19 protein-coding genes, 4 tRNA genes and 1 pseudogene are annotated in these 20,482 nt (G+C 57.5%); 6 read left to right on the top strand and 18 right to left on the bottom strand.

Annotation, left to right across the window (positions count from 1 at the left end):
• Positions 1–30: 30 nt before the first annotated feature.
• Positions 31–1,038: an Ldh family oxidoreductase gene (locus F8N43_RS00980; protein WP_150653068.1), complete on the bottom strand. Its 1,008-nt coding sequence runs from the start codon at positions 1,036–1,038 to the stop codon at positions 31–33.
• Between the two features lie 263 nt (positions 1,039–1,301).
• Here F8N43_RS00980 and F8N43_RS00975 point away from each other — a divergent pair, with 263 nt between their 5' ends.
• Both F8N43_RS00975 and F8N43_RS00970 read left to right on the top strand, forming a co-directional pair.
• On the top strand, positions 1,302–2,432 hold the full coding sequence (locus F8N43_RS00975) for a nitrilase-related carbon-nitrogen hydrolase (RefSeq protein WP_150638819.1): 1,131 nt from the start codon (positions 1,302–1,304) through the stop codon (positions 2,430–2,432).
• 3 nt (positions 2,433–2,435) lie between these two features.
• Positions 2,436–3,476 carry an AraC family transcriptional regulator gene (locus F8N43_RS00970; protein WP_150638821.1) on the top strand — a complete coding sequence of 347 codons (1,041 nt, stop codon included), beginning with the start codon at positions 2,436–2,438 and terminating at the stop codon, positions 3,474–3,476.
• Between the two features lie 3 nt (positions 3,477–3,479).
• Here the strand turns inward: F8N43_RS00970 and F8N43_RS29260 are convergent, their stop codons facing one another.
• From F8N43_RS29260 to F8N43_RS00910, 12 genes are all read right to left on the bottom strand, one after another.
• Positions 3,480–3,626: a hypothetical protein gene (locus F8N43_RS29260; protein ID WP_191623712.1), complete on the bottom strand. Its 147-nt coding sequence runs from the start codon at positions 3,624–3,626 to the stop codon at positions 3,480–3,482.
• A 200-nt stretch (positions 3,627–3,826) separates the two neighbouring features.
• Positions 3,827–4,660: a DUF2242 domain-containing protein gene (locus F8N43_RS00965; protein ID WP_150632553.1), complete on the bottom strand. Its 834-nt coding sequence runs from the start codon at positions 4,658–4,660 to the stop codon at positions 3,827–3,829.
• Between the two features lie 230 nt (positions 4,661–4,890).
• Positions 4,891–6,762, bottom strand: a complete 1,872-nt coding sequence (locus F8N43_RS00960; protein ID WP_150653067.1) for a SurA N-terminal domain-containing protein — start codon at positions 6,760–6,762, stop codon at positions 4,891–4,893.
• Between the two features lie 233 nt (positions 6,763–6,995).
• Positions 6,996–7,268, bottom strand: coding sequence for an HU family DNA-binding protein (locus F8N43_RS00955; protein WP_002552737.1), 273 nt, complete (start codon positions 7,266–7,268; stop codon positions 6,996–6,998).
• Positions 7,269–7,415: 147 nt separating this feature from the next.
• Positions 7,416–9,812, bottom strand: a complete 2,397-nt coding sequence (lon, locus tag F8N43_RS00950) for an endopeptidase La (RefSeq protein WP_052909694.1) — start codon at positions 9,810–9,812, stop codon at positions 7,416–7,418.
• 251 nt (positions 9,813–10,063) lie between these two features.
• Positions 10,064–11,347 (bottom strand): ATP-dependent Clp protease ATP-binding subunit ClpX, encoded by a 1,284-nt coding sequence (clpX, locus tag F8N43_RS00945; RefSeq protein WP_007946893.1) that lies wholly within the window; start codon positions 11,345–11,347, stop codon positions 10,064–10,066.
• Between the two features lie 112 nt (positions 11,348–11,459).
• Positions 11,460–12,095 (bottom strand): ATP-dependent Clp endopeptidase proteolytic subunit ClpP, encoded by a 636-nt coding sequence (gene clpP / locus F8N43_RS00940; protein WP_046047575.1) that lies wholly within the window; start codon positions 12,093–12,095, stop codon positions 11,460–11,462.
• A gap of 93 nt (positions 12,096–12,188) precedes the next feature.
• Positions 12,189–13,499, bottom strand: a complete 1,311-nt coding sequence (gene tig / locus F8N43_RS00935) for a trigger factor (protein ID WP_150653066.1) — start codon at positions 13,497–13,499, stop codon at positions 12,189–12,191.
• A gap of 402 nt (positions 13,500–13,901) precedes the next feature.
• A tRNA-His gene (locus tag F8N43_RS00925) sits at positions 13,902–13,977 on the bottom strand.
• 77 nt (positions 13,978–14,054) lie between these two features.
• A tRNA-Leu gene (locus tag F8N43_RS00920) sits at positions 14,055–14,139 on the bottom strand.
• A 54-nt stretch (positions 14,140–14,193) separates the two neighbouring features.
• A tRNA-His gene (locus F8N43_RS00915) sits at positions 14,194–14,269 on the bottom strand.
• 32 nt (positions 14,270–14,301) lie between these two features.
• Positions 14,302–14,378: transfer RNA gene (locus tag F8N43_RS00910), tRNA-Arg, on the bottom strand.
• 275 nt (positions 14,379–14,653) lie between these two features.
• On the opposite strand from F8N43_RS00910, the gene folD reads away from it, so the two are divergent.
• On the top strand, positions 14,654–15,508 hold the full coding sequence (folD, locus tag F8N43_RS00905; RefSeq protein ID WP_150632549.1) for a bifunctional methylenetetrahydrofolate dehydrogenase/methenyltetrahydrofolate cyclohydrolase FolD: 855 nt from the start codon (positions 14,654–14,656) through the stop codon (positions 15,506–15,508).
• Between the two features lie 240 nt (positions 15,509–15,748).
• Positions 15,749–16,687 (top strand): D-alanyl-D-alanine endopeptidase, encoded by a 939-nt coding sequence (gene pbpG, locus F8N43_RS00900; RefSeq protein WP_150632548.1) that lies wholly within the window; start codon positions 15,749–15,751, stop codon positions 16,685–16,687.
• Between the two features lie 51 nt (positions 16,688–16,738).
• On the opposite strand, the gene F8N43_RS00895 is transcribed toward pbpG, so the two are convergent.
• The 3 genes and pseudogenes from F8N43_RS00895 to F8N43_RS00885 form a co-directional block, all read right to left on the bottom strand.
• Positions 16,739–16,954, bottom strand: a complete 216-nt coding sequence (locus F8N43_RS00895; RefSeq protein ID WP_150632547.1) for a hypothetical protein — start codon at positions 16,952–16,954, stop codon at positions 16,739–16,741.
• 19 nt (positions 16,955–16,973) lie between these two features.
• The gene (locus F8N43_RS00890) at positions 16,974–17,180 is read right to left on the bottom strand and encodes a DUF6021 family protein (RefSeq protein WP_150632546.1); all 207 of its coding nucleotides are present in this window, start codon (positions 17,178–17,180) and stop codon (positions 16,974–16,976) included.
• Between the two features lie 94 nt (positions 17,181–17,274).
• Positions 17,275–18,004: pseudogene (locus F8N43_RS00885) on the bottom strand (peptidase C39 family protein).
• Between the two features lie 169 nt (positions 18,005–18,173).
• On the opposite strand from F8N43_RS00885, the gene F8N43_RS29255 reads away from it, so the two are divergent.
• Positions 18,174–18,344 (top strand): hypothetical protein, encoded by a 171-nt coding sequence (locus tag F8N43_RS29255; protein WP_191623711.1) that lies wholly within the window; start codon positions 18,174–18,176, stop codon positions 18,342–18,344.
• An 81-nt stretch (positions 18,345–18,425) separates the two neighbouring features.
• On the opposite strand, the gene F8N43_RS00880 is transcribed toward F8N43_RS29255, so the two are convergent.
• Entirely contained in the window at positions 18,426–19,175 is a 750-nt protein-coding gene (locus tag F8N43_RS00880) for a TerC family protein (RefSeq protein WP_150632545.1), read from the bottom strand.
• A gap of 29 nt (positions 19,176–19,204) precedes the next feature.
• Positions 19,205–19,447, bottom strand: a complete 243-nt coding sequence (locus tag F8N43_RS00875; protein WP_150632544.1) for a hypothetical protein — start codon at positions 19,445–19,447, stop codon at positions 19,205–19,207.
• A gap of 135 nt (positions 19,448–19,582) precedes the next feature.
• Here F8N43_RS00875 and nhaR point away from each other — a divergent pair, with 135 nt between their 5' ends.
• Positions 19,583–20,482 (top strand): transcriptional activator NhaR, encoded by a 900-nt coding sequence (gene nhaR, locus F8N43_RS00870; protein ID WP_150632543.1) that lies wholly within the window; start codon positions 19,583–19,585, stop codon positions 20,480–20,482.

Raw genomic sequence — 20,482 nt, 5'->3', positions numbered from 1 at the left:
ACCGGGTTTTCCGGTGGCGTATTCGTTCAGTCATTCCAGCAGTGCTTTGAGGTCGTTGTACAAGCCCTCGGGAATCTCCACGCCCTCCACCAGGCTACGCGCTCGCGCCTCGTAGCGCCGTTGCGAGGGCAACCGTGCGCCCTGCCCTTCAATGCTCTCGAACAAGACCTCGGCGCGGGCCAGATGCTGCTCGGTGGAGTCGCCGAGAAAACGTCGCGGATCAAGAGCGATGATCAACTCGCCATGGTACGGCGACGACTTGCTCCCGGCGTCGTAAGCCAGTGACTCGGCACTGGTCAGGTCACCGATCAGCGGTCCGGCGATCAGCTCCACCATGGCCGCCAGCGCCGAACCTTTGTGCCCGCCGAACGTCAGCATCGCGCCCGCATCCAACACCACGCTGGCGTCGGTGCTGGGCTGTCCCCGAGCGTCTACGCCCCAGCCCTCGGGAATCGCTTTGCCGGCGCGCCGGTGCAACTCGATATCGCCACGAGCGATCGCGCTGGTGGCGAAGTCAAACACAAACGGGTCCTTGCCCGCGCGTGGCCAGCCGAACGCGATGGGATTGGTGCCGAACACCGGCTGACTGCCGCCCGCAGGCGCCACCCAGGCATGACTGGGATTGCAGGCCAACGCCACGAGACCGGCCGCCGTCAGTTGTTCGATCTCCACCCACAGCGCAGAGAAATGCACACAGTGATTAATGGCCAACGCGGCAATACCGTTTGCCCGGGCTTTGTGCGCCAGTACCGGCAGCCCGGCCTGGAATGCCAATTGCGAAAAACCACCCGCCGCATCCACACGCACAATCGATGGCGCTTGATCGATGACTTGCGGCTGTGCATCAGCCGCTACTTTGCCGGCCCTCAGCGAGTTGACGCAGCCAAGAATCCGATACAAACCATGGGAGGCGCAGCCATCGCGTTCACCGGCAATCACCGTGGCAGTCACCGCTTGAGCGTGGGCCCGGTTGAAACCGTTATGCAGCAAGATCGATTCGGCCAGCTCACGAGCTTCGGCCAGAGACAGTCGGATCATAATGACCTCCTTGAACAGACCGTCCAGACTGGCTCACTCCAACTCCCACGGCTTGATCGCTTTAGGCCGGGGCGATGACGAATTCAGCACATATCGATCATGGCAACACGACTTTGCGTTGATTCGACGTCGTCGGCCATCATTCCGGTCAAAACCGCAAAAAAATCAAAAAAACAGCCCCTCGACTCGCTGTTTTACCGTAGCCTCGTTCCCCATCTGCACGCCAATCATGAAACCTGCAAACGGCCGTCGACTGTTTTCCCATGCGCAAACTTCTGTACCTGTCTTTCTCCCTGGCATTGATTGCCGTCCTGACAACCTACGCCATGTGGGCCGCGGATCGCCCGGTGGGTCACTATCTGTCGGACCTGCGTATCGATCTCGCCATCGATCAGGGCCTGCCTGCCGATCGTGGCAATCTTCTGGGCATCCAGCCCGAACTGTTCCCCACCGACTACCAAAGCCCTGAACGCTTGCACCGCAAACTCGCGGCCTATTTGCAAAAAGCCCAGGAACAGGGCCTGTTGAATGAAAAAACCATCGTCGTGCTGCCTGAACATGTCGGCACCTGGCTGATGGTCAGCGGCGAGAAAGACGAGTTGTATCAGGCGACCACGCTCAAGGAAGCCATGAACTGGCTGGCGGTGAGCAACCCGCTGAAGTTCATCCGCGCGTTGATCAGTGCCAAGGGTGACAACCGCCTCGACGATGCGCACCTGCGCATGAAAGCCAAGAGCATGGCCAAGGATTACCAGGCGCTGTTTGGTGGTCTGGCGAAGGAGTTTCACGTGACGCTGGTAGCGGGCTCCATCGTGCTGCCCGAGCCGAGCATCATCGATGGCACCCTGAAAATCGGGCGCGGTGCGCTGTACAACAGCAGCGTGGTGTTCGGCCGCGATGGCCTGCCGATTGGCCAGCCACAGCGGCAGATGCACCCGATCTTCGATGACAACGACGTGATCGAAGCCAATGGCGAACACACGCTCAACGTCGTCGACACCCCGGCCGGACGCCTGGGCGTGCTGATCGGCAGCGACAGCTGGTACCCGGATAACTACCGCAAACTCGACAATCAGGGCACGCAACTGGTCGCGGTCCCGGCATTCGTCAGCGGTCGCGGCACTTGGGACAAACCATGGCGCGGCTACAAGGGTTTATCGACGCCCGGTTCCGTCAGCCTCAAGGCCGGCGAACTCAGCGAAGGCCAGGCCTGGCATCGCCTGACGCTGACCGCTCAACCGCCCAGCAGCCAGGCCATCGCTGGCATGAGCGTGTTCCTGCGCGGGCAATTCTGGGATCAGGGCAGCGCCGGGCAGAGCTTTCTCAGCAGCAACGGGCAGCATTTCGCCGGTGGAAACGTCCGTGGTGCGCGCTTGCTGAATCTTTGGTTGTGAGCCATGAAACCGTTGCCGATGCGACTGGGCGATTTGTCGGTGGGCTTTGTTCATAGCCTGGCCGACGCGGTGCGCAGTCACGGCATCGATCCTCAGCCTCTGCTCGACCAGTATGGCCTCGACCCCGCCCGACTTGGCGAAGCCTGCGCCCGGCTGTCTATCCCGCGCTACATGCGCCTGGGCCACGGTGCCATCCAACTGACCGCCGACCCGGCACTGGGTTTACGCATGGGCCGGCTCAGCCGTCTGAGTCAGGCCGGCCTGGCCGGCGTTACTGCCGCGCAGGCGCCGACAGTGCGCGAAGCGGCACGTTGCCTGATTCGCTTCGAGGCCTTGTACGGCTCCAACTATCGCGGTCAATCGAGCTTCCACGAAGATGCCCAAGGCGCGTGGCTGCGGTTCTATTCCATCAGCCCTTACAACGCCTATAACCGCTTCGTGGTGGATTCGATCATCGCCGGCTGGTTGCATCAATTGTCCAGCGTCAGCCCTGCGCCCTTGAGCGCTGAGCGCATCGAGATCGAATTCGACGAACCGGATTACCGAGAAGCGTACGCGGTGCTGGGGGATTGTCCGATCCAGTTCGGCGCCGAACAGAATCAACTGCGTCTGAGTCTGTCCAGCCTCGCTCAGCGCAACCCGCTGCACTGCCCGAGTACGTGGCGACATTTGCTGCAACTGTGTGAACGGGAACTGGAACAGCTGACACGCACCCGCAGCCTGCGTGAACGCATCACTCAGTTGCTGGGGCCGTTGCTCAATGGTGGCCGGGAACCCGACCTGGAAGAAGTGGCGGCACGCCTGAAGCTGCCTACCTGGACCCTGCGCCGCAAACTCGCCGAGGAAGGCACGCAGTTTCGTGCAATTCTCAACGACACGCGTCGCGACCTGGCCATGACCTACATTCGTGACACCGAACTGGCGTTCGGTGAAATCGCCTACCTGCTGGGCTTTGCCTCAGCCGAAGCGTTTCAACGTGCTTTCAAACGCTGGAGCGGTCAGACACCCGGCGAATTTCGCCGCAGTCACCGCCAATCGACCTGACGCTTACAACTCGGTAGCGTCTTCGGCCGGTTCCAGCGGGTCGAGTTCAAATGCCTGAAACTCGAGCAGCTCTTCTTGATAATCGTCCATTGTGAATCTCCCGCAGCTCATTGAAAAAACGCTTGAATAAATGACCAGCGCCTTGAGCATAAAGTGCCCGCGTGAAAGAAAAATGACGCAGGCATGACGCTTCGTCGCTACTGAATAAAACGTAGCAGGTGGTCAGGAATTTATCACAGGATTTTTTCGATACAGGCCATAGGAATATGGCCGGAGTTGACGCGGATCAAACTTGAACACTGTTCCGGGATCGATGGGCTGCCAGCCGATCCCGGAACGCCAGTCACCGACTACTGGCTAGTGACGGGCATGACCGGAATCGGTTCGCTCGGCGGAGGCAAATCCGACTGCGGCGGTGGTGTGACGTTTTCAGTCAACGGCGTCGATTCGGTGTTTTCGGCCGGGGCAACCGGTGCAGGCTCAGGTGGCGGTGCAACCGGTTCCGCAGCAGGTGCCGATGCAGGCTCAGCTGCCGGGGCTGGAGCTGGTTCCGCAGGCGGTGCCGGAGTCGGCACTAACGGAGCAGGTGCAGCCTTGGTTTCAGGCACGCCCAGGTCGGTTTTCGGCTTCTCGACGATGTGCGCGGCTTTTTTCGCTTCCGGCGGCAGGAACAACTCCACCAGGGTGAAGAAGCGCTCGTAGAACTTCGCCGACGAGACCGTTTCGCTGGCAACCTTGACCATTGAGTCGTCGGACGAGCCGATCGGCATCGATACCGAACCCAATACGCCGACACCGAGGCTGGCGGAGTTGTTGGTCTTCTTCAGCGCATAGCGATCCTGCAATGCGTTGGCGAACATGGTCGCGTGATGCCCTTCGCTGCCATCATCGGCACAGACAACACTGAAGCTGATCTCCATGTGGGTCTCGCCAGTCTGCTGAAAGCTCTTGTGACCACTGATCAGCTTCGGATCGCTGCTGGTGATGATGTAGCCCTGGCTGAGCAACGCACGACGAGCGGCTTCGCAGCTCTGCGCATCGGTCACCGGGTAATTGCGCGAAAACGTTCCGGAGTCGTCGAAGTTCTCGTGCTCATAGATCGGGGCTTTTTTCGACGAGCAACCGGCCGCGATGGCCAGCATCAACGCCAGCCCGGCAACCCGCACGGGAAATGATTTAAACATTGAACATCCTGAGGAAAACAGTCCGGGGCGTATTGTGCAACAGATCGATGCTTAGCGTCGCACCGATTAGTGTCTTGAAACAGTTACACGTGTGTTGACTACCATTGACCAGAAAAAGTCGTTCGAAAAAAAACCAGGCGACGGACAGTGCCTGTCGACTTTTCCCACGCCCACAAAAAACCCCGGCCTTTCAGCCGGGGTCTTTATGTCGCGGGAAACTCATTCAGGCATCAGAAACGCTTGATGTCCGCTTCCGCTTCGAGTTGCTTGCGGTAGGCCGCAAAGTCTTGCTGGCCAATACGCGAGGCGAGGAAGCGACGGTATTGAGCCTTCTCTTCTTCGGTCGGTGCAGCGGCTTCATTGACGCCGTTCAGACGCACGATCACCAGGCTACCATCGGCCAAGGTCACGCTGCTGAAGGTCGGCTTGTCTTTGGCAACCGGTTTCGGCATGCGGAACAGGGCTTGCAGCACAGTCGGGTCGATCCCTTCCTGAGCACGAGTCGCTGCAGCGGTGACTTTCCAGCTCTGGCCGTCGATCGCCTTGTCCAACGGCGTCTTGCCCTCACGCAGGCTGGCAATCAGCTCATCAGCCTTGGTTTTGGCGGCAGCACTGGCGTGCTCTTTGGCCAATTGCCCACGGATGGCGGCAGACACGCTTTCCAGCGGCAGTTGCGCGGGCTTCAGGTGTTCCTTGGCGCGCAACACGATCACGGTTTCCGGATCGAGTTCGATGGCGGTGCTGTTGGCACCCTCATCCAGCACTTCAGGACTGAACGCGGCAGTGATCACAGCACGGTTGGCCGTGACGCCGTCGCCACCTTCCCGGCCGAACGGCTTGGAGGTGTGAACGGTCAGTTTCAGGTCCTGCGCCGGCTGAGCCAGATCGGAGGATTCGAACGACGAGTCTTCCAATTGCTTGGTCGCCTCGACGAAACGCTGCTCGACCTGCTGGGTTTTCAGCTCTTTGGTCAGCTTGTCTTTCAGGCTGGCGAGGGTCGGAACTTCTGGAGCCTCGACACCCAACAGCTTGATCAAGTGGAAACCGAAATCAGTGCGGACCGGGGCCGAAACCTGATCCTTGGCCAACGCATACAGCGCGGTTTCGAACGCTGGGTCGTAGACGCCCGGACCTGCGTAACCGAGGTCACCGCCGTTGTTCGCCGAACCCGGGTCCTGAGAGAATTCCTTGGCCAGGGCCTCGAACTTCTCGCCTTTGGCCAGACGGGCCTGAACCTCTTCGATTTTGGCCTTGGCTTGCGCCTCGGTCACCTTGTCGTTCACTTCGATCAGAATGTGCGCCGCCCGACGTTGCTCGGACAAGTTGGCGATTTCTTTCTGATACGCCGCTTGCAGGTCTTCGTCTTTCACTGCGACCTGATCAAAGAAGGAAGATTTCTTCAGTTCGAGGTAATCAATGATCACCTGATCCGGGGTCATGAATTCCTTGGCGTGCTCGTCGTAGTAGGCCTTGACCTCATCATCGGTCAGCTTCACAGCCGCCGGGTCAGCCTTGACGTTCAGGGTAGCGAAATCGCGGGTCTGTTTTTCCAGACGGGCGAAGGCCAGAACCTGTGCGTCGGTGACGAAACCGCTGCCTGCCAGACCTGCGCGCAACTGGCCGATCAGCATTTCCTGAGCCAGCATCTGGCGGAATTGCATGCGGCTGTAGCCGAGTTGACGAATGACCTGATCGAAACGCTCGGAGCTGAACTTGCCGTCCACCTGGAACTCAGGAGTTTGCAGGATCACTTGGTCCAAAGCCGCTTCGGAAAAAGCGAATTTCGAGTTTTCTGCCCCTTGCAGCAGCAGTTTGCGGTCGATCAAGCCTTTCAGGGCCGATTCGCGCAGCATTTTTTCGTCGAGCAAGGAAGCATCGAAATCCTTGCCCAGCTGTTGCATGAGCTGACGGCGTTGCATATCGACCGCCTGGCTCAGCTCGTTCTGGCTGATTTCTTCGCCGTTGACCTTGGCCGCGTTCTGGCTGTTGGTCGTCGCCTGGAAAATGGCCTCGACACCGGTGAACGCCATCAGTACAACGATGATCCCGATAATGGTCTTGGCAATCCAGCCTTGTGAATTGTCCCTGATATTCTGCAGCATGCGTCCCCCAGAAACGGTTGAACTTCAAAATTAGGCAACCGTGGAGCGTGGGTAGAATCCGGATAGAAGAAAGGCGCATCCGAGGATGCGCCTTCTCGTAACTGGCGGAACGGACCAAGGGTTCGAACTTGCGACCCTCGGCGTCTCGGACCGGCTACTCGCCGACTGGACTACCGCTCCGCTGCCAGGTCAGGCATGACCCCGACCCGGATAGGCAAAAACCTGAATCGAACTTAGTTGACAGCTTCTTTCAGTGCTTTACCGGCTTTGAAACCTGGTTTTTTGGCTGCTGCGATTTCCAGCGTCTTACCGGTCTGTGGGTTACGACCAATGCGAGCTGGACGATCAGTCACGGAGAAAGTACCGAAACCAACCAGAACAACAGAGTCGCCAGCCTTGAGAGCGCCAGTGACGGATTCGATTACAGCGTCCAGCGCACGGCCAGCAGCAGCTTTCGGGATATCAGCGGATGCAGCGATAGCATCAATCAGTTCCGACTTGTTCACTCTAAGTCCCCTTATATCTATTTGAGTATGATTCTAAGTTTTTTGGTGAAAGCAAAAACGAGTGCTGAATGGCCTACAGACACTTAAGAGCCGCTTTATAACAAGGGCTCTAAAAAGCTGTCAACAAGCCCCCCAGGCAAATGCGTACTAATGCGTGCTAATTCTTTCCTTAGAGTCAGACTCGCGTTTTTCATCCTTTGCAACTATCTCCGGAGCTACATCGGGTAAGGGCTCCGGCGCGTATTGCAGCGCAATTTGCAGGACCTCGTCAATCCATTTAACCGGTTTAATCTGCAGATCTTGCTTGATATTGTCAGGAATTTCCTTCAGATCGCGTACGTTCTCTTCAGGAATGATCACCGTCTTGATTCCGCCACGGTGAGCCGCGAGCAGTTTTTCTTTCAGACCGCCGATCGCCAGCACTTGACCGCGCAGGGTGATTTCACCGGTCATGGCCACGTCAGCGCGCACCGGAATGCCGGTCAATGCCGACACGAGGGCCGTGCACATGCCTACACCGGCGCTAGGGCCGTCCTTCGGGGTGGCCCCTTCCGGCATGTGGATGTGCGTGTCGCGCTTCTCGTGGAAGTCCAGGGGAATCCCCAGGCTCTTCGCGCGGCTGCGGACAACGGTCAACGCGGCGGTGATCGATTCGACCATCACGTCACCCAGCGAACCGGTCTTGATCAACTGCCCTTTGCCCGGAACGACAGCGGCTTCGATGGTCAGCAATTCGCCGCCCACTTGAGTCCATGCCAGCCCAGTCACCTGACCGATCTGATCCTGCGATTCAGCCAGGCCGTAGCGGAATTTACGCACGCCGAGGAAGTGTTCCAGCATGTCGGCAGTGACCTTCACCGAGAAGCGTTTTTCCAGTGCATGCTCTTTGACCGCCTTGCGGCAAACCTTCGCAATCTGGCGCTCCAGCCCACGTACACCGGCTTCGCGGGTGTAGTAGCGGATGATGTCGCGGATCGCTTCAGCGTCGAATTCCAGCTCGCCTTTCTTCAGGCCGTTGGCCGTGATCTGCTTCGGCGAAAGGTATTTGACGGCAATGTTGATCTTCTCGTCTTCGGTGTAACCCGGCAGTCGAATCACTTCCATCCGGTCAAGCAACGCCGGTGGAATATTCATCGAGTTCGAGGTGCACAGGAACATCACATCGGACAGGTCGTAATCGACTTCCAGATAGTGATCGTTGAAGTTGTGGTTCTGCTCAGGGTCGAGCACTTCCAGCAACGCCGACGCTGGATCGCCACGCATGTCGCTGCCCATTTTGTCGATTTCATCGAGCAGGAACAGCGGGTTGCGGACGCCCACTTTTGTCATCTTTTGAATCAATCTTCCTGGCATCGAACCGATATAAGTCCGGCGATGACCACGAATTTCCGCTTCATCGCGCACACCGCCGAGGGCCATGCGTACGAATTTGCGGTTGGTCGCGTGAGCAATCGACTCCGCCAGCGAGGTTTTACCCACACCAGGAGGACCGACCAGGCACAACACCGGCCCCCGAATCTTCTTCACACGCTTTTGCACGGCGAGGTATTCGAGGATCCGCTCTTTGACTTCTTCCAGACCGTAGTGATCTGCGTCGAGGATGTCTTCTGCACGCGCCAGGTCCAGGCGCACTTTGCTCTGGGCCTTCCACGGCACCTGAACCAGCCAGTCGATGTACGAACGCACCACGGTTGCTTCCGCGGACATTGGCGACATCTGTTTCAGCTTGTTCAGTTCGCCCTGGGCCTTGGCCAGGGCATCTTTCGGCAGGCCAGCTGCATCGATGCGCTTTTTCAGCTCTTCGATTTCGTTGTGGCCTTCGTCGCTGTCGCCGAGCTCTTTCTGAATGGCCTTCATCTGCTCATTCAGGTAGTACTCGCGCTGGCTGCGCTCCATTTGTTTTTTAACGCGGCCGCGAATGCGTTTTTCGACTTGCAGCAGATCAATCTCGGCATCCAGCAACGCCAGGACGTGCTCGACCCGGGCCGACAAATCGATGATTTCGAGGATTTCCTGCTTCTGCTCGATTTTCAGGGCCATGTGCGCGGCCATGGTGTCGACCAGGCGGCCTGGCTCGTCGATGCTGTTGAGCGACGACAGAACCTCAGCGGGGACTTTCTTGCCCAGCTGCACATATTGTTCGAACTGAGCCAGCAGGCTGCGGACAAACACTTCCGACTCGCGCTCAGGCGCGTCGACTTCGTCGATCAATGAGACTTCGGCACGGCAGTGGCCGTCCACTTCGCTGAAGCGCTCCACGGCGCCCCGCTGCTCACCTTCGACCAAAACCTTGACCGTGCCGTCAGGCAGCTTGAGCAACTGCAGAACGGTAGCGATCGTACCTACGCGATAAAGTGCATCTTCACCGGGATCGTCGTCAGCAGGGTTTCTCTGAGCCAACAGGAGAATCTGCTTGTCGCCCGTCATCGCTGCCTCGAGGGCTTCGATGGATTTCTCGCGCCCCACGAACAGCGGGATAACCATGTGCGGATAGACCACAACATCACGCAATGGCAGGAGAGGCAATTCGATGGTTGTCTTCATGATTTCGCCTCTACGGCGGCCATAAGGCCGTAAACAGATGGAAGTAAGCTTGAAACCAAGATGGGGGCTCGTTTGGAAAAAAACAAGCGGATAAAAGAACCACTTAGAAGATTGCAGGTACCGTAGCTTCTGCAACGGTATGAATACATCCCGAAAATCGGGTCGACGGTCAGGCCGCCTTCGCTGGCAAGCCAGCTCCCACAATAGCAAAGGGGCCCGAAGGCCCCTTCTTTATTCCAGCTGCGTGACGCTTAAGCGTCTGGTGCAGCCTTGGCAGCCGGTTCACTGTTTTCGTAGATATACAGTGGCTTGGACTTGCCTTCTATAACGCTTTCATCGATCACTACTTTACTCACCTCGGACTGCGAGGGGATCTCGTACATAGTGTCGAGCAATACGCCTTCGAGAATCGAGCGCAGTCCACGGGCACCGGTCTTGCGTTCCAGGGCACGTTTGGCGACCGATTTCAGTGCGTCGGCCCGGAATTCCAGGTCCACGCCTTCCATCTCGAACAGCTTGGCATACTGTTTGGTCAGAGCATTTTTCGGCTCGGTGAGGATCTGCATCAATGCAGCTTCATCAAGCTCGTCCAGCGTGGCGAGGACCGGCAGACGACCGACGAACTCCGGGATCAGACCGAACTTGACCAAATCGTCAGGCTCGACTTCACGCAGGGATTCACCGACCTTCTTGCCTTCTTCCTTGCTGCGCACTTCTGCGTTGAAACCAATGCCGCCCTTGGTGGAACGGTTTTGAATAACCTTTTCCAGACCGGAGAATGCACCGCCGCAGATGAACAGGATGTTACGGGTGTCGACCTGAAGGAATTCCTGCTGCGGATGCTTGCGACCACCTTGAGGCGGAACGGAAGCGACCGTGCCTTCGATCAACTTGAGCAGGGCCTGCTGTACGCCTTCACCGGAAACGTCTCGGGTAATCGACGGGTTGTCAGACTTGCGCGAGATCTTGTCGATCTCATCGATGTAGACAATGCCCATCTGGGCTTTTTCTACGTCGTAATCGCACTTCTGCAGCAGCTTCTGAATGATGTTCTCGACATCTTCACCCACGTAACCCGCCTCGGTGAGGGTGGTTGCGTCGGCGATGGTGAACGGAACGTTCAGCAAGCGAGCCAAGGTTTCGGCAAGCAGGGTTTTACCCGAGCCTGTCGGGCCGATCAGCAAGATGTTGCTCTTGCCGAGTTCGACATCGTCATTCTTTTTGTCGCGCTGGTTCAGGCGTTTGTAGTGGTTATACACCGCTACGGCCAGAACCTTTTTCGCACGTTCCTGACCAATCACGTACTGATCAAGGATGCCGCTGATTTCTTTAGGCGAAGGCAATTTATGCGCGCTGCTTTCGGCCTGGGCTTCCTGCACCTCCTCACGGATGATGTCATTGCACAGGTCGACGCACTCGTCGCAGATAAAGACCGAGGGGCCGGCAATCAATTTGCGCACTTCATGCTGGCTTTTGCCACAGAAGGAGCAATAGAGCAGCTTGCCGTTGTCCTCGCCGTTGCGGGTGTCAGTCATTCGTTCGATCCAAATCCGATAGGCTTGCAACACAAGATGAAGGCTATTGCGGGCTTTTTCAAGCCCGCAAGTGATCGGACCAGCCGACCCACCTTATTTTGAGCTGCTTATTTTAAGCGGGGCGCTGGGAGATCACTTCATCGATCAACCCGTACTCACGCGCGGCTTCTGCACTCATGAAGTTATCGCGGTTGGTATCACGCTCGATCTCTTCAAGCGTGTGCCCGCTATGCTTGGCCATCAGCGTGTTGAGACGCTCACGAATGAAGAGGATTTCCTTGGCATGGATTTCGATATCCGACGCCTGCCCCTGGAAACCGCCCAGTGGCTGGTGAATCATCACGCGTGAGTTCGGCAGGCAGTAACGCTTGCCAGGAGCACCGGCGGTCAGCAGGAATGCGCCCATGCTGCACGCCTGACCGATACACGTGGTCGACACGTTTGGCTTGATGAACTGCATGGTGTCGTAGATCGACATGCCCGCCGTCACCGAACCGCCCGGGGAGTTGATATAGAGATGGATGTCCTTGTCCGGGTTTTCCGCTTCAAGGAACAGCAGTTGCGCACAAATCAGGTTGGCCATGTAGTCCTCTACCGGACCAACCAGAAAGATCACTCGCTCCTTGAGAAGACGCGAGTAGATGTCATAGGCGCGCTCGCCACGAGCAGATTGCTCGACAACCATCGGGACCAGGCCGCCTGCGGCCTGGATATCAGAGTTCTGCTGAATATACGAATTACGGAACATGCTCTGCAGTCACTCCCAAATAGTTATGTCTTGAATACGCATAAGCCAGCACGAAGGCTGGCTTATGGTGTGTGCTTCTTACCGCAAGAAAGATCAGTCGGCTTGTGGAGCTTCTACCGGCTTGACCGCTTCTTCGTAAGAGACCGATTTGTCGGTCACGCTAGCTTTCTGCAGAACAGTATCCACAACTTGCTCTTCCAGCACAACCGAACGGACTTCGTTCAGTTGCTGGTCGTTCTTGTAGTACCAGGACACAACCTGCTCAGGCTCTTGGTAAGCCGAAGCCATTTCCTGGATCATTTCGCGAACGCGGGCTTCGTCAGGCTTGAGGTCGAATTGCTTGACCACTTCAGCCACGATCAGACCCAGAACAACACGACGCTTGGCTTGTTCTTCGAACAGCTCGGCCGGCAGTTGGTCAGGCTTGATGTTGCCGCCGAACTGCTGAACAGCCTGCACACGCAGACGGTCAACTTCGTTGGACAGCAGAGCCTTTGGCACTTCAATCGGGTTGGTGGCCAGCAGACCGTCCATTACCTGATTCTTGACCTTGGATTTGATCGCCTGACGCAGTTCGCGCTCCATGTTCTTGCGAACTTCGGTGCGGAAGCCTTCCAGACCGGTTTCCTTGATGCCGAATTGAGCGAAGAATTCTTCGTTCAGCTCTGGCAGTTTAGGCTCGGACACAGTGTTCACAGTCACGGTGAACTCAGCGGTTTTGCCCGCCAGGTCGAGGTTCTGATAGTCCTCTGGGAAGGTCAGGTTCAGAACGCGCTCTTCACCCGCCTTGGCGCCAACCAGACCGTCTTCGAAACCAGGGATCATGCGGCCGGAACCCAGAACCAGCTGAGTGCCTTTGGCGGAACCGCCAGCGAACACTTCACCGTCAACCTTGCCGACGAAATCGATGTTCAGTTGGTCGTCGTTCTGAGCAGCGCGATCGGCCACTTCGAAACGGGTGTTCTGCTTGCGCAGCACGTCCAGCATCTTGTCCAGATCAGCGTCAGCCACGTCAGCGCTCAGGCGCTCAACGGTGATGCCTTCGAAACCGGCAACGGTGAACTCAGGGAACACTTCGAAAATCGCGACGTATTCCAGGTCTTTGCCAGCTTCCAGGGATTTCGGCTCGATCGAAGGAGCGCCAGCCGGGTTCAGCTTTTGCTCAACGACCGCTTCGTAGAAAGAGGACTGGATGACGTCGCCGACAGCTTCCTGACGTGCATCAGCACCAAAACGGCGCTTGATTTCGCTCATCGGCACTTTGCCTGGACGGAAACCAGCGATCTTGGCCTTTTGGGCGGTCTGCTGCAGACGCTTGTTGACCTGAGTCTCGATGCGCTCAGCAGGCACGGTGATGCTCATGCGGCGCTCGAGAGCAGAAGTATTTTCAACAGAAACTTGCATGGATATTCCTCGTTGCACAGACGTTGGCCGGCCGTTTCCGACCCCAGAATCAAGGGCATGCATTCTAGTAGGTCAAACTCAAGAAGTCACCCTACTGAAAACGGGCAACAACGCAGCAGGCAATTTATAGGTGCGAATGCACGAATGCATCTCGCCCCGGTGGCAAATACAGCCAATCATGCCAAGGCTCTGCGCCAACCCTTCTATATATAGAAGCAGTTACCAGGCATCGCCCTGACAGCCGATCTCGCGAGCAAGACCAGCGGGCAGCAAGGCATCATCGAGAAACAAAAATACGACGAAACGCCCTGCGCCTGCGACCCAGAACCTGCAGTCGCGGAACACTCAAACCGCTAAAACAAAAAAGGCGCCAGACTGTTAAATCTGGCGCCTTTCGAAATATGGGGTGGACGATGGGGATCGAACCCACGACAACGGGAGTCACAATCCCGTGCTCTACCAACTGAGCTACGCCCACCATATTGCGTAACAAAGAAGCCAAACAACTTCCTCGTCGAGCCCCAGCCAAGCCAGAGGCCTGAATGAAGCTTTATTTGGTGCGGATGAAGAGACTCGAACTCTTACGCCTCGCGGCGCTGGAACCTAAATCCAGTGTGTCTACCAATTCCACCACATCCGCGTGTAGCCTTTAAAGCAAAGGCGCCAGACTGTTAATCTGGCGCCTTTCGAAATATGGGGTGGACGATGGGGATCGAACCCACGACAACGGGAGTCACAATCCCGTGCTCTACCAACTGAGCTACGCCCACCATATCGCGCTACTTGTGCCAAAGCTGCCTAATGGCGCACCCGGCAGGACTCGAACCTGCGACCATCCGCTTAGAAGGCGGATGCTCTATCCAGCTGAGCTACGGGCGCCTTTTTAATCTGTACCCTTGAAGGACTACAAACTAAGTGCTTTCCAGCCTTGCAGAATCGTAATTCCACTCGACCTTCTTAACCAGTGCTAGGCTGTGCCCGACAAGTGCGACGAATAGTATAGAGCCCCCCGTAGGGCGTCAAATCCTTTTTAAAAAAAATTCATTTAATTAAAGGGGTTAGAGGAATTTGCAGACCAAGCGCCTTTGCCCTCACCTCATGACATGCGAGAATGCGTTCTCTTTTTTTCCCCTCTCGATGGTTAATCACGCGCAATGACTGCACAACTAATCGACGGCAAATCGATCGCCGCCAGCCTGCGCCAGCAGATCGCCAAACGCGTCACCGAGCGTCGCCAGCAAGGCCTGCGCACTCCCGGCCTCGCGGTGATCCTGGTCGGCAGCGATCCCGCCTCTCAGGTTTATGTCTCGCACAAGCGTAAAGACTGTGAAGAGGTCGGCTTTATTTCCCAAGCCTACGACCTGCCTTCCGAAACCACTCAAGAAGCACTGACCGACCTGATCGATCGCCTTAACGACGACCCGGCAATCGACGGCGTTCTGCTTCAGCTTCCGTTGCCTGAACACCTGGACGCTTCCAAATTGCTGGAACGCATTCGTCCGGACAAAGACGTCGACGGTTTCCACCCTTATAACGTCGGTCGTCTTGCCCAGCGCATTCCGCTGCTGCGCCCATGCACGCCCAAAGGGATCATGACCCTGCTGGAAAGCACCGGGGCAGATCTCTACGGGATGGACGCCGTGGTCGTCGGCGCCTCCAACATTGTCGGGCGCCCGATGGCGATGGAGTTGCTGCTGGCCGGTTGCACCGTGACCGTCGCCCACCGTTTCACCAAGGATCTGGCGGGCCACGTCGGTCGTGCCGATCTGGTGGTGGTTGCCGCAGGCAAGCCGGGCCTGGTCAAGGGTGAGTGGATCAAGGAAGGCGCGATCGTGATCGACGTCGGCATCAACCGCCAGGAAGACGGCAAACTGGTTGGCGACGTGATCTACGAAACCGCCCTGCCCCGCGCTGGCTGGATCACTCCAGTGCCGGGCGGCGTCGGCCCGATGACCCGCGCCTGCCTGCTGGAAAACACGCTGTACGCGGCAGAAACGCTGCACAGCTGAGTTCACGCTTGAGCATCAGCGATGAACAAAAGAACCCCGCCAATGGCGGGGTTCTTTTTGCCCGGAGAATGAACACTACCATTCGCCGGAAACCCGCTGTTTTGTAGGGGGTTTCAAGGACTTTTACCGGTTGATTGAACAACCATCGACAGTTCTTCAGCCATACTCCTAAAATGCGTCGGTTTTTCAAGAAACAGCCCGTTACAGAACGGCAAATCCAAACCTTATGAGTCTGCCAGCGTGAAAATCCGTCTTTCCATCCTGAGCCTATTTTTTGCAATCACAGGGACGTTCATCACGCCAACGGTCAATGCTGCCGATACCACCGCGGCACCTCGAGATACGAAACAACTCAAGCTGGCTTCCGGCAGCTCTTTGCTGCTGGATATGCAGACCAACAAAGTCATCTATGCCAGCAACCCCGATGTCGTTGTCCCTATCGCCTCCGTCAGCAAATTGATGACCGGTCTTGTTGTGGTCGAAGCCAGGCAGAACATGGACGAGTACATCAATATCAACATCAGCGATACGCCAGAAATGAAAGGCGTCTTTTCCAGGGTGAAACTCAAAAGCGAATTGCCGCGCCGGGAAATGTTGCTGATCGCCCTGATGTCCTCGGAAAACCGCGCCGCCGCAAGCCTGGCCCACCACTATCCGGGCGGCTATGTCGCATTCATTGCCGCGATGAACGCCAAGGCCAAGGCGCTGGGCATGACCAGCACCCACTTCGTCGAACCGACCGGCCTCTCCCCTCGTAACGTCTCAACCGCCCGCGACCTGAGCAAATTGCTGGTCGCTGCGCACAAATATCCGATCTTGACCGAGCTGAGCACCACCAAGGAAAAAACCGTCTCGTTCCGCAAGCCCAACTACAGCCTCGGCTTCCGTAACACCGACCATCTGGTCGGCAAGCCGAACTGGGACATCAAGCTGACCAAAACCGGCTTCACCAACGAGGCCGGTCATTGCCTGGTGCTGGTGACCAGCATGGGTAATCGTCCGGTGGCGCTGGTGATCCTCGACGCGTTCGGCAAGTACACGCACTTCGCCGATGCCAGCCGGATTCGCAATTGGGTCGAAACCGGCAAGGGCACCAACGTTCCGTCTGTTGCCTTGCAGTACAAATCGGAAAAGAACCTCAAGCACCGTCAGAGCGGTGTGGTTGAAGCCTCGAAGTAACGACGCAGGTAGCAAAAGCCCCGATCAGTCGGGGCTTTTTTTCGTCCAGCGTTAATCATTCGGCAGCGGCATCTGGTCGTCATCCGGAATGCCATCGCCGGCACTCGGATCCCTCCTGCCCTGCGGATGTTCGGTCGGTGCCACCGCAGGTCTGGCCAACGGGTCACGCATCGGACTGTCCGGATCCATCACCGGATCAACGTCATCTTCGGGGGTGGTGGGAACACTGTCAGGACGTTTGTCGTCGAAACTCGAATCGGTAGACATATACACCTCGCACTGAACGTCAGGGTTTCAGATTGGCCAGCGGGTCGTAAGGCTTCGCAGGGGCCTTGTTATTCTCGCCCGGCTTTACGTCCTTGGGTGCCCTGGCAGGTCCGACGGGGTCGACCTGTGGGTCGGCGAGGTCCGGAGAGTCGGGGTCGAACCCCAAGTCGTTGCCCGATGAATGCTCAGATGAGTGCGGGCCGGTGGGTGCTTTGGGATTTGTCATGAATGCCTCCTTGGAACTGACCCGGAAAAATCCGGGCCCTTATTCCTCAGAGGCCAAGCGCGCGCGGCAGTGCAATGCAGATGACGAACGGAAACTATTGAGCGCCCAGCGCCCTCTTCGCACGGGCAGCTGCCTGTTCCTGGCCGGCCTGCGCCAGGTCGTTCGCTGCTTTCAACCAACGCGACTGATCAACATTCGCCGGAATCTGCTCCGGCTTCTGGATCAGCACCGCCCAACCACCGGCATCCTTGAGCGACGATTCAAACGAGCTGAAGCTCATCAACTCCCGACGATTCATTCCCGCACGCAGCAGCACGGTCTGCTTCTTACGGTTGTACCCGGCAAGAATCGCGTAGCGTGGCTCTGCCCAGAACGCCGAGCCTTCAGTGAAGCGCACCATCACCGGGTAACCGGCGGCAACCTGGGTCAGCAGCGCAGGCAAATGCCTTTCGAGCGGGTAAACGACCATGCCGTACTCGCGGGCGAGGTTCTGCATGTTCTGCTGCAATTGCGCTTCGGCGCCCGGCAAATGCAGGGGTTTTTCAAGCAACCCCGGGGTAATCACGATGCCCTGCTGGGCCAACAGACTGGCCAGCACCTGAGGCCCGCTTTGAAAGCTTTGCCCGCGGTAGAACGTACCGCTGAGCTCCACGCGTTCCGGCAGACGCTTGACCTCCGGCGCCACACTGCCCGCGCAACCTGCCATACCCGCAACACAGCCAACAATCAGTGCTGCCGTTCGAATTCGCGAAAATACCCGCACCATCATCAACTCTCTTGTTCAGACGCCAGGTGTCCGTGCTCCCGGCTTGGCCGTTGATCATAGGACGCCGCACGACAGCGGTATAGCCTTTAGCGGCAGTTGTTTGCTTTCGATAGAGCGAACGGGTTGGTCATCAACGACCTTTGGTCAATAGCCTGCAACATGGCAGCGACTAGACTGTCACTTGCAACGCGTGTGTATGCCCGCAGCAGGGCGAAGAGGAGGCACTGATGAGCCTGACAATGACCATAGTGATGTTGATTTGCGGCTGGCTGGCTGTTGCCACCGCCATGTTGTGGGGAGTCCTGCGAATTGCCCGCCGACACCATCACCACCCCGTCCAGCCGGCTCGGGTGGTGAAAATCGATAAATCGAGTGCACGTCACGCCACTGTGCACTGACGGACACTTTTTAATGCCCCGAACAAAAACGGCCGCCTGAACTCTCGCGAGTGCAGGCGGCCGTTTTCATTTCAGCTCAGGTTACGCTTCAGCGGCGATGCGCTTCTGCCTGGCCCGTCGCGACATCATGTTCAAGCCTTCAATCGTTGCCGAGAACGCCATGGCTGCGTAGACGTAGCCTTTCGGTACGTGGGCGCCGAAGCCTTCGGCGATCAGCGTCATACCGATCATGATCAGGAAGCCCAGCGCCAGCATCACCACCGTCGGGTTGTCGTTGATGAACTTGGCCAGCGGGTCAGCCGCGAGCAACATCACCAGCACCGACACCACCACCGCGATGATCATGATCGGCAAATGCTCGGTCATGCCGACCGCAGTAATGATGCTGTCGATGGAGAACACCATGTCCAGCATCAGGATCTGACCGATCGCGGCAGCGAAGCCCAGGGTCACGGTCGAGGTCGCCGACTTCGGATCTTCCGGCGCCGGGTCCATGCTGTGGTGGATCTCGGTGGTGGCCTTCCACAACAGGAACAGGCCGCCGGCGATCAGGATCATGTCCTTCCAGGAGAACGCGTGGCCGAGGAGCTCGATCACCGGCGCCGTCAACTGGACGATAAACGCGATGGTACTCAGCAGTGCCAGTCGCAGGATCAGCGCCATGCCGATACCGATGCGCCGAGCCTTCTGCCGATGCTGCTCCGGCAGTTTGTTGGTCAGGATCGAGATGAAGATCAGGTTATCGATGCCGAGCACGATTTCCATCACCACCAGCGTGGCCAGGGCGACCCAGGCGGTGGGGCTTGCAGCAAGTTCTAAAAGGTATTCCATGGGTCAGTCCTGACTCGTTTTAAGACGGTTTAGATTTCCTGGGACGACGATTCGGCTTTCTCTTTATCGTCACCCGATGATTCTTTCTTGCTGATCAGCCCGCCGGTGGCATCGCTGATCGCTTGCTCGGCGGCTTTGTGAGTGTCGTCAATCGCCTGCTTGGCGGTTTCGGCAGCCTTGCCCATCAGTTGCTGAGCGCTTTTTTCGGCCTGGTCGCAACCGGCCAATACCAGTAAAGACGCAATCAGCAATGCCGTGGTTTTAAGCTTCATGATGCATTCCTCGATAGAACAGAACGGGCCGAAACGATGGCCCGTTGATAGCGAGGCATTCTAGGGAGGCAAATACTTCAGGAAAATTCGTATTTTTAGCGGTTATACTTCGGCTTTTACGAACTGTAGGTCGCCATGCTCAACTATCGACAATTGCATTACTTCTGGGTCGTGGCCAAGACCGGCAGCATCGTGCGCGCCTGCGAGCAACTGAACCTGACACCGCAAACCATCAGCGGGCAGATTTCCCTGCTTGAACAAACCTACGGTATCGAGTTGTTTCGCCGGGTCGGCCGACAGCTGGAGCTCACCGAAGCCGGGCGCCAGGCCCTGCCCTACGCCGAGCAAATGTTTCAGCTTGGCGGCGAACTGGAATTGATGCTGCGGGCGCAACCCAATGAACAGCAGATTCTGTTTCGGGTTGGCGTGGCTGATGTGGTGCCCAAATCCATCGTCTACCGCCTGATCGCGCCGACCATGGAGTTGAGCGAACCGCTGCGCATTACCTGTCGCGAAGACAAACTCGAACGTTTGCTCGCCGACCTGGCGATTCAACGCCTGGACCTGGTGATCTCCGACAGCCCGATGCCGTCGCACCTGGACATCAAGGGCTACAGCCAGAAACTCGGGGAATGCGGGATCAGTTTCTTCGCCACCGCTGAACTGGCGGCGCAGTACGGCCAGGACTTTCCGCGCAGCCTGCACGGCGCACCGTTGCTGATTCCGGGGCCGGAAACCGTGGTGCGCAGTCGCTTGCAGCGCTGGTTTGCCGAGCAGCAGATTCAGCCGCGCATCGTCGGCGAGTTCGACGACAGCGCGTTGATGCAGGCGTTTGGTCAATCCGGCAGCGGGATTTTCATCGGCCCGAGCGTGATTGCCGATGAAGTGAAACGTCAGTACGGCGTGGAATTGATTGGCCAGACCGACGCTGTGACCGAATCGTTCTACGCCATTTCGGTGGAACGCAAGGTCAAGCACCCCGGCATTGTTGCGATTACCGAAGGTGCCCGACGCGAGCTGTTCACCGAGATGTGA

It is taken from the genome of Pseudomonas fluorescens (genome assembly GCF_902498065.1).
GTDB classification, from domain to species: Bacteria; Pseudomonadota; Gammaproteobacteria; order Pseudomonadales; family Pseudomonadaceae; genus Aquipseudomonas; species Aquipseudomonas fluorescens_BJ.
This window is presented reverse-complemented; position numbering and strand designations above follow the sequence as displayed.

What these genes read in the sequence shown, in the direction of transcription:
- F8N43_RS00980 (WP_150653068.1), bottom strand. Translation starts at nt 1,038, where the DNA reads ATGATCCGACTGTCTCTGGCCGAAGCTCGTGAGCTGGCCGAATCGATC.
- F8N43_RS00975 (WP_150638819.1), top strand. Translation starts at nt 1,302, where the DNA reads ATGCGCAAACTTCTGTACCTGTCTTTCTCCCTGGCATTGATTGCCGTC.
- F8N43_RS00970 (WP_150638821.1), top strand. Translation starts at nt 2,436, where the DNA reads ATGAAACCGTTGCCGATGCGACTGGGCGATTTGTCGGTGGGCTTTGTT.
- F8N43_RS29260 (WP_191623712.1), bottom strand. Translation starts at nt 3,626, where the DNA reads ATGCTCAAGGCGCTGGTCATTTATTCAAGCGTTTTTTCAATGAGCTGC.
- F8N43_RS00965 (WP_150632553.1), bottom strand. Translation starts at nt 4,660, where the DNA reads ATGTTTAAATCATTTCCCGTGCGGGTTGCCGGGCTGGCGTTGATGCTG.
- F8N43_RS00960 (WP_150653067.1), bottom strand. Translation starts at nt 6,762, where the DNA reads ATGCTGCAGAATATCAGGGACAATTCACAAGGCTGGATTGCCAAGACC.
- lon (WP_052909694.1), bottom strand. Translation starts at nt 9,812, where the DNA reads ATGAAGACAACCATCGAATTGCCTCTCCTGCCATTGCGTGATGTTGTG.
- clpX (WP_007946893.1), bottom strand. Translation starts at nt 11,347, where the DNA reads ATGACTGACACCCGCAACGGCGAGGACAACGGCAAGCTGCTCTATTGC.
- clpP (WP_046047575.1), bottom strand. Translation starts at nt 12,095, where the DNA reads ATGTTCCGTAATTCGTATATTCAGCAGAACTCTGATATCCAGGCCGCA.
- tig (WP_150653066.1), bottom strand. Translation starts at nt 13,499, where the DNA reads ATGCAAGTTTCTGTTGAAAATACTTCTGCTCTCGAGCGCCGCATGAGC.
- folD (WP_150632549.1), top strand. Translation starts at nt 14,654, where the DNA reads ATGACTGCACAACTAATCGACGGCAAATCGATCGCCGCCAGCCTGCGC.
- F8N43_RS00895 (WP_150632547.1), bottom strand. Translation starts at nt 16,954, where the DNA reads ATGTCTACCGATTCGAGTTTCGACGACAAACGTCCTGACAGTGTTCCC.
- F8N43_RS00890 (WP_150632546.1), bottom strand. Translation starts at nt 17,180, where the DNA reads ATGACAAATCCCAAAGCACCCACCGGCCCGCACTCATCTGAGCATTCA.
- F8N43_RS29255 (WP_191623711.1), top strand. Translation starts at nt 18,174, where the DNA reads ATGAGCCTGACAATGACCATAGTGATGTTGATTTGCGGCTGGCTGGCT.
- F8N43_RS00880 (WP_150632545.1), bottom strand. Translation starts at nt 19,175, where the DNA reads ATGGAATACCTTTTAGAACTTGCTGCAAGCCCCACCGCCTGGGTCGCC.
- F8N43_RS00875 (WP_150632544.1), bottom strand. Translation starts at nt 19,447, where the DNA reads ATGAAGCTTAAAACCACGGCATTGCTGATTGCGTCTTTACTGGTATTG.
- nhaR (WP_150632543.1), top strand. Translation starts at nt 19,583, where the DNA reads ATGCTCAACTATCGACAATTGCATTACTTCTGGGTCGTGGCCAAGACC.